The 7,840-nt window shown below is 70.6% G+C and carries 2 protein-coding genes; both read left to right on the top strand.

Features of this window, described 5'->3' with window-relative positions:
• Nucleotides 1-2,813, top strand: a 2,813-nt coding sequence (locus tag ACFWZ2_RS32035; RefSeq protein WP_384551615.1) for an amino acid adenylation domain-containing protein, incomplete at its 5' end; no start/stop codon positions are given.
• Nucleotides 2,814-2,839: 26 nt separating this feature from the next.
• Nucleotides 2,840-7,804 carry an amino acid adenylation domain-containing protein gene (locus ACFWZ2_RS32030; protein WP_384551613.1) on the top strand — a complete coding sequence of 1,655 codons (4,965 nt, stop codon included), beginning with the start codon at nucleotides 2,840-2,842 and terminating at the stop codon, nucleotides 7,802-7,804.
• Nucleotides 7,805-7,840: the final 36 nt, after the last annotated feature.

Genomic DNA, 7,840 nt, shown 5'->3' with positions numbered 1-7,840 from the left:
TGCTGCGGCTGGCGCTCGCCGTCCTCGAACCCGGGCGCGCCGAACTGGTCCTGACTGCCCATCACACGCTGTACGACGGCTGGTCCACGCCCCTGCTCCTTCAGGACCTGCTGCTCCTGTACGCCGCCGACGGCGACTCGTCCGACCTGCCCGCCATCCGTGACTACGGCGACTTCCTGTCCTGGCTCACCCGCCAGGACCACGAGGAGACCGCGCGCGTATGGGCGGCCGAACTCGACGGGTTCGAGGAGCCGACCCTGCTCGCTCCCGGCTTCGCGGGCACGGACGACGAGGGCCGCGGCCAGGTCGACGTCACGATTCCGCGTGACGTGGCGCTGGAACTCGACCGGCTCGCCGCCGAGTTGGGCATCACCATGAACACGCTGGTGCAGGGCGCCTGGGCGCTGCTGCTCGGCGAACTCACCGGCCGCCAGGACGTGGTGTTCGGCACCACCGTGTCCGGGCGTCCGCCCGCGGTGGCGGGTGTCGAGTCGATGGTCGGGATGCTCATCAACACCGTTCCCGTGCGCGTCGCCTACGCACCCGGCGACACCCTCGCCGAGTACCTCACCCGGCTGCAGCGCCGGCAGGGCGGCCTCGTGGAGCACCACTACTACGGGCTCGCGGAGATCCAGGGGGCCGCAGGCCTGCAGTCCCTCTTCGACACGCTGGTCGTCTTCGAGTCGTTCCCCGTCAACGGCGACGGTCTCAGCGCCGCGTCCGACGCCGCGGGCGGCATCGCCTTCGACAGCTTCAGCCCGTCCGCGGGCAACCACTACCCGCTGTGCCTGATGGCGGCGGTCGACCCGCACCTCGAATGCATCATCCAGTACGCCGTCGGCGTCTTCGACCAGGACACCGTGGAGGCGTACGCGGCCCGCCTCGTCCGCTTCCTCGGGCAGCTGGCCGCCGACCCCGGGCTGAGGATCGCGCAGCTCGAATCCGTGGCACCGGCCGACCGCGACCGGATGCTGGCCACGCTGAACGACACGGCGGGCCCGGCCCGCGAGGCCACGCTCACCGAGCTGGTCGAGGCGCAGGTGGCGCGGACCCCGGACGCGGTGGCCGTGGTCGCCGACGGGGAGTCGCTCACGTACGCCGAGCTGGACGCCCGCGCCGAGCGGCTCGCGACCGACCTCGTGGGGCGCGGCGTGGGTCCTGAGACCGTGGTGAGCGTGGTCCTGCCGCGCACCACGAACATGGTCGTGGCGCTGCTCGGCGTGCTCAAGGCGGGCGGGGCCTATCTGCCCGTCGACCCCGCCTACGCCGCCGCCCGGCTGCCGCGCGTCCTGCCCGGTGCCCGGCCCCATCTGCTCCTGACCGACACCGACAACAAGGCACGCGTCCCGGCCACCGACATCCCCGTCGTCCTGTTCGAGGACATCGGCGTCCGGGCGACGACTCCGGGCACGGGGGAGACGCCCCGGGACGCGGGGGAGACGGGGACCCGGCCGAAGGCGCGCCCCGGGAACCTCGCGTACATCATCTACACCTCCGGCTCGACCGGCGTGCCCAAGGGCGTCGGCGTCACCCACACCACCGTCGTCAACGCCGTGGACACCATGGTCGCGCAGGCCGGCATCGAGTCCGGCGGGCGGGTGCTGCTCGCCGCCTCGTTCGGCTTCGACGTCGCCACCTTCGAGCTGTTCGCCGCGCTCACCCGCGGCGGCAGCGTCGAGATCGTCCGGGACGTGCTGGCGCTGACCGAACGCGACACCTGGGACGTCGACCTCATCTGCTCGGTGCCCTCGGCCTTCGCGGAACTCGTCGACCAGCTCGGCGACCGCATCAGGCCCACCGCCCTGAACATCTCAGGAGAGGTGCTGACCCCGGCGCTCGCGCAGCGGGTGCGCGAACTCTGGCCGCAGGCACGGGTCATCAACAGCTACGGGCCCAGCGAGACCTTCTACGCCACCGCCCATCTCCTCGACCCCGACCAGCCGTACGCCGACAGCGTGCCCATCGGCCGTCCCTTCCCCGGCGTCCGCGCCTACGTCCTCAGCCCGAGCCTGACCCTGCTGCCCCCGGGCACCCCGGGCGAGCTCTATCTGGCCGGGGCCGGACGCGGCTACCGCAACCAGGCCGCCATGACCGCCGACCGCTTCATCCCCGACCCCTTCGGACCGCCCGGCGCGCGGATGTACCGCACCGGCGACATCGCCCGCCTCACCCCGGAGGGCGAGCTGCAGCACCTGGGCCGCGTCGACACCCAGGTCAAGATCCGTGGCTATCGCGTCGAACCCGGCGAGATCGAGGCCGCCCTGACGTCCCATCCGCACATCGCCCAGGCCGCCGTCGTGATCCAGCAGTCCGGCGACACCACCCCCTACCCGGCCGCCTACCTCGTGCCCGCCCAGGGCGAGACCGTTCCCGCCCCCGACGCACTGCGCGACCACCTGGCCGACCGGCTGCCCGAGTACATGGTTCCCAGTGCCTATGTGCCGCTCGACCGGCTGCCCCTCTCGCCCAACGGCAAGCTGGACCTCAAGGCCCTGCCTGCCCCCGACCTCACCTCCAGCACGCCCTTCAAGGCGCCGCGCACCGCCCGTGAGGAGGTGCTCGCCACCCTCTTCGCCGAGGTGCTCGGTCTGGAGCGGGTCGGCATCGACGACGGCTTCTTCGAGCTGGGCGGGCACTCGCTGCTGGCCACCCGGCTGATCAACCGGGCCCGCGCCGAGCTGGGCATCGAGATACCCATCCGCAAGATCTTCGACCTGCCGACGGTGGCCGCGCTCGCCGCGTGGACGACGGAATCGGCTGTTCCGCTTCGCCCCAATCTCCGCAGAATGACTGTTGAGGAGCAAAGCCAGTGATTCCGCTTTCGTTTGCACAGCGCCGGATGTGGTTGACGCACCAGCTGGAGGGCGGGGCGGAGACGTACAACATCTCACCGGCGTTCCGGCTGACCGGACCGCTGGACCAGGACGCGCTCGTCACGGCCATCCGTGACCTGGTCGAGCGGCACGAGGTCCTGCGCACCATGTACGTGACGGACGACGACGGCGAGCCCCACCAGCGGATCCTGTCGTCGGCGGAGGCGTCGGTGCAGGTGCCGGTCGTCGAGGTGGCGTCGGACGAGCTGTCCGGCGCGGTCGACACGTTCATCACGCACCGGTTCGACCTGGCCGCCGAACTCCCCTTCCGCGCCGTGCTGTTCCGCTGCGCCCCCGAGGAACACGTCCTGGTCCTGCTCGTCCACCACATCGCGTCGGACGGCGTCTCGGGCGGCCTGATGGCACGGGACATCGCCACCGCCTACACCGCGCGCAAGGACGGTCGCGAGCCGGGCTGGGAGCCGCTCGCCGTGCAGTACAAGGACTACGCGCTGTGGCAGCGCGAGTTGCTCGGCGACGTGGCGGATCCGGGCAGTCTGGCCGCCGCGCAGGCCGAGTACTGGCGCGCGGAGCTTGCCGGAGTGCCCCAGCCGCTGAACCTGCCGCTCGACCGCCCGCGCTCCGAGGAGCGGAATCCGCAGGGCGACATGGTCCCCTTCGTGGTCGATTCGGCGGCGAGGGCCGGACTGCAGAAGCTGGCCGACGAGCGCGGGATGACCATGTCGATGGTCCTCCAGGCCGCACTGGGCGTGCTGTTGGGCAAGCTCGGCGGCGGGGACGACGTCACCATCGGAGGCCCGATGGCCGGACGCACCGACGAGGCGCTCGCCGATCTGGTCGGATTCTTCGTCAACACCCAGGTACTGCGGGTGAATCTCTCCGGCGACCCCTCCTTCGCCGACCTGCTCACGCAGGTGCGGGAGAAGACCCTGGCGGCGTACGAGCGCCAGGACATCCCCTTCGAGACCCTGGTCGAGCTGATCAACCCCGACCGCTCCACGGCCTACCAGCCGCTGTTCCAGGTCATGCTCGCCTGGCAGAACTTCGAGAAGCAGGACTTCGAACTCCCCGGCCTCGACGTGAAGTTCGAGCAGCACGTCACCCAGACCTCGCTGGTCGACCTCACCATGTTCTTCGACGTGAGCGACTCGGGGACGCTGCGCGGCGAGCTCCAGTACGCGACCCAGCTGTTCGACCGCGACACGGCCGAGGCCATCGCCGCCCGCTTCGTACGCGTACTGGAACAGGTGCTCGCCGACCCGCAGGCACCGGTCAGCGCGGTCGAGATGCTCCTGGACGAGGAGCGGGAGCGGCTGCTGCGGCGGGTCAACGACACGGCGCATCCGGTGGCTGCCAGCACTCTGCCGGACGCGTTCGAGGCGCAGGCCTCGCGCACTCCGGACCGCGTCGCGGTGATCGGCGAGCAGGAGCGGTTGACGTATGGGGAGTTCAACCGGCGCGCCAACCGGCTGGCGCACTGGCTGATCGAGCAGGGCGCGGGCCCGGACCGGCTGGTCGCGGTGCGGATCCCGCACTCGGTCGACCTGCTGGTGGCCATCTATGCGGTGGTCAAGGCGGGGGCGGCCTATGTGCCCATCGATGCCGGGCTGCCCGAGGACCGGGTGCGGCACATGCTCGACACCGCCAGACCACTGCTCGTACTCGATGACGAACTCCCCGACACGACCGGCTACGTGGAGTCCAATCCCGGGCGGGCGCTGCTGCCGGACCATGTCGCCTACGTCATCTTCACCTCCGGCTCCACCGGCGGCCCCAAGGGCGTGCAGATCTCGCACCGGTCGATCATGAACCGGATGCGGTGGGGCCTGGAGCACTTCGACGTCGGTGCCGATGACCGGATGCTGTCGAGCACCTCGGCCAGCTTCGACGCCTCGGTGCAGGAGATGTTCGCCCACCTCCAGGTCGGCGGCGCCATCGTCGTCACCCGCCCCGACGGCCGCCGCGACCCCGCCTACCTCGCCGAACTCATCCAGCGCGAACAGGTCACCGCCGCCTTCTTCGTCCCCTCCCTCCTGGAAGCCTTCATCGCCGAACCCCAGGCCGGACAGTGCACCAGCCTGCGCTGGATCGAATCCGGCGGCGAAGCCTTCCCCGCCGCCCTGGCCGACAAGGTCACCGCCCTGCTCCCCCACTGCGGCGCCCACAACCACTACGGCCCCACCGAAGCCGCCGTCGAAGCCACCGCCTGGCAACACACCCCCGGCGCGGACCGACTGCCGATCGGCGTGCCGCTGTGGAACGTCCAGGTCTACGTCCTGGACACCGCCCTGCGCCCGGTCGCCCCAGGGGTGGCCGGAGAGCTGTACATCGCCGGTGCCGGACTGGCCCGCGGCTACCTGGACCAGAGCGCACTCACCGCCCACCGGTTCATCCCCTGCCCCTTCGGCGCACCCGGCACCCGGATGTACCGCAGCGGCGACCTCGTCCGCTGGAACAAACAAGGCCAACTCGAATACATCGGCCGCACCGACTTCCAGGTGAAGATCCGCGGGTTCCGCATCGAACTGGGCGACATCGAGCATGTGATGGCCGGGCACCCCTCGGTCGCGCAGGCGGTGGTCGTGGCGCGCGAGGACCAGCAGGGCGACAAGCGCCTCGTGGGATATGTGGTGCCCGATCCGGATGCCGTGGCGGTCGATGCCGACGCCCAGGTCGAGGAGTGGCGCGAGGAGTGCGAAGCGGCCTATGCCGATTCCGCCGATGAGGCGTGGGGCGAGAACTTCCAGCAGTGGAAGTCGTCGTACGACGGCGAGTTGATCCCGCGCGAGCAGTTGGCGGAGTGGCGGGACGCGGCGGTCGCGCAGGTGCTGCGGGGCGCGCCGCGAAGGGTCCTGGAGATCGGCGTGGGCTCCGGGCTGCTCCTCGCGAAGATCGTCGGCGAGGTCGACGAATACTGGGGCACCGACATCTCCACCACGGTCGTGGACCGCCTCCGGGCCCAGACCGAGAAGGCCGGTCACGGTGACCGGGTCCACCTCGGCGTCCAGGCCGCCGACGACATCTCCGGCCTTCCCCAGGGCCACTTCGACACCGTGGTGCTCAACTCGGTGGCCCAGTACTTCCCGAGCGTCGAGTACCTGGACCAGGTGCTGGGCCAGGCGCTGGAACTCCTCGCCCCCGGCGGACAGTTGGTGGTCGGCGACGTCCGCAACGCCACCACCCTCCGCCTCCTGCTGACCGCGGCGCAGCGCACGGCCCACCCCTATGCCTCGCACGAGGAAGTGCGGGCGCTGGTGGAACAAGCGCTGCTCGCCGAGCGGGAGTTGGTGGTCGCTCCGGAGTGGTTCGCCGAATGGGCGGCGGAGCGTTCCGTCGGGGTCGACATCCGGCTGAAGCCGGGGCAGGCGCACAACGAACTGACCCGGCACCGCTACGAGGTCATCCTGCACAAGCAGTCGGCCGACGTCCTCGACCTGTCCGGCGTACCCACCGTGGCGTGGGGCCGGGAGGTGTCCGACCTGGCCGGGCTCGACGGCTGTGTGGAGCGGGTCGGCGGCCCGGTCCGCGTGACCGGCATACCCAACGCGCGCCTGGCCGACGAGGCCTCCGCGGCGGCCGCCGCCCGTGTCCTGGGTGCGGATGCCCCTTCCGGCAGTGCACTCGACCCGGAGGACGTCGTCGCATGGGCGCGGCGGCAGGGCCAGGACGCGGTCCTCACCTGGTCGGGCCGGACCGCGCACGCCTTCGACGCGATCCTTCTGCCGGGACAGGAGGCCGAACAGAGACCCGTGCGGCGGGCCGTCTCCGGAGTGTTCCTCGTCGGCGCGAAGCCCGGGCAGTCCCGGTCGAACGCCCCGGCTCTGGCCAAGTCCATCGGTCCGCTGCTCACCGAACTGCCCGAGTACCTGCGCGAGCGTCTGCCGGACTACATGGTCCCCGCCGCGATGGTGCCGCTCTCGGAGCTGCCGCTGACCGCGGCAGGAAAGCTCGACCGGCGTGCGCTGCCCCCGGAGCAGACGAGCAGCATGGACGACCGAGGACCGCGCAACTCCCATGAGGAGAAGCTGTGTTCCTTCTACTGCGAGCTGCTCGGCCTGGAGAAGGTCGGCATCGACGACGACTTCTTCGCGCTCGGCGGACACTCCCTGCTGGCCACCCGGCTCAGCGCGAGCATCCGCAAGGAGTTCGGCCTCGACATGCCGCTCCGGACGATCATCCAGTACCCCACGGTGGCGGAGCTCGCCGCACTGGCGCTCACCGGTCGTATCCCCGGTGACCACGCCGACGCGTTCGAGGTCGTACTGCCGCTGAACAGGGACCCCGGCACCGGCAAGACGCCGGTGTGGTTCTTCCACGGGGGCGGCGGGCTCGGCTGGGCGTACTTCACGTTCGCGCCCTACCTGGACCGCCCCGCCTACGCCCTGCAGTCCCGCGGCTCCAATGGCACCGAACCGGTGGCGGAGTCCGTGGAGGACATGATCGAGGACTACCTCGCCCAGATACTCAAGATCCAGCCGGAGGGCCCCTTCAACCTGGTCGGCTGGTCCTTCGGCGGCCCGGTCGCCCACGCCGCCGCGGCGGCGCTCGCCCGGCGCGGGCACGAGGTCGCCCTCCTCGCCGTCCTGGACTCCCAGCCGGCGAGCCCCGACCCGGAGAGCGGATTCCGGCAGATAGCGGGCCGCACGAAGGAGCTGTACCGCGAGGACCTGGAAGAAGTCTTCGGGCAGTTCATGAACACCAAGAACATGGACGCATTCCTGGACAACATGTCGAGGGTGGGTTCCAGCAATCTGAACAAGATGGCCGCTTTCGAATCACCGGTATTCGGCGGCGATCTGTTGTTCTTCAGCGCGACGAAGGACAAGGACAAGTCGTACGGGCCCGATTGGCGCCCCTTCGTCCTCGGTTCCATCGAGGAATACGAAGTGGACGCCGCCCACACCGACTTGCACATGCCCAAACCCGCGGGCCAGATCATGAAGGTCATCGCCCGCAAGCTGACGGAGTGACCGGGGGAAGGTGCGGGCACCTGGGCACGGGCCCTG

It is taken from the genome of Streptomyces sp. NPDC059002 (assembly GCF_042740435.1).
In the GTDB taxonomy this organism is placed as follows: domain Bacteria; phylum Actinomycetota; class Actinomycetes; order Streptomycetales; family Streptomycetaceae; genus Streptomyces.
The sequence above is the reverse complement of the archived record's forward strand: the minus strand, read 5'-3'. Positions and strand labels throughout refer to the sequence as shown.

What these genes read in the sequence shown, in the direction of transcription:
- ACFWZ2_RS32030 (WP_384551613.1), top strand. Translation starts at nt 2,840, where the DNA reads ATGTGGTTGACGCACCAGCTGGAGGGCGGGGCGGAGACGTACAACATC.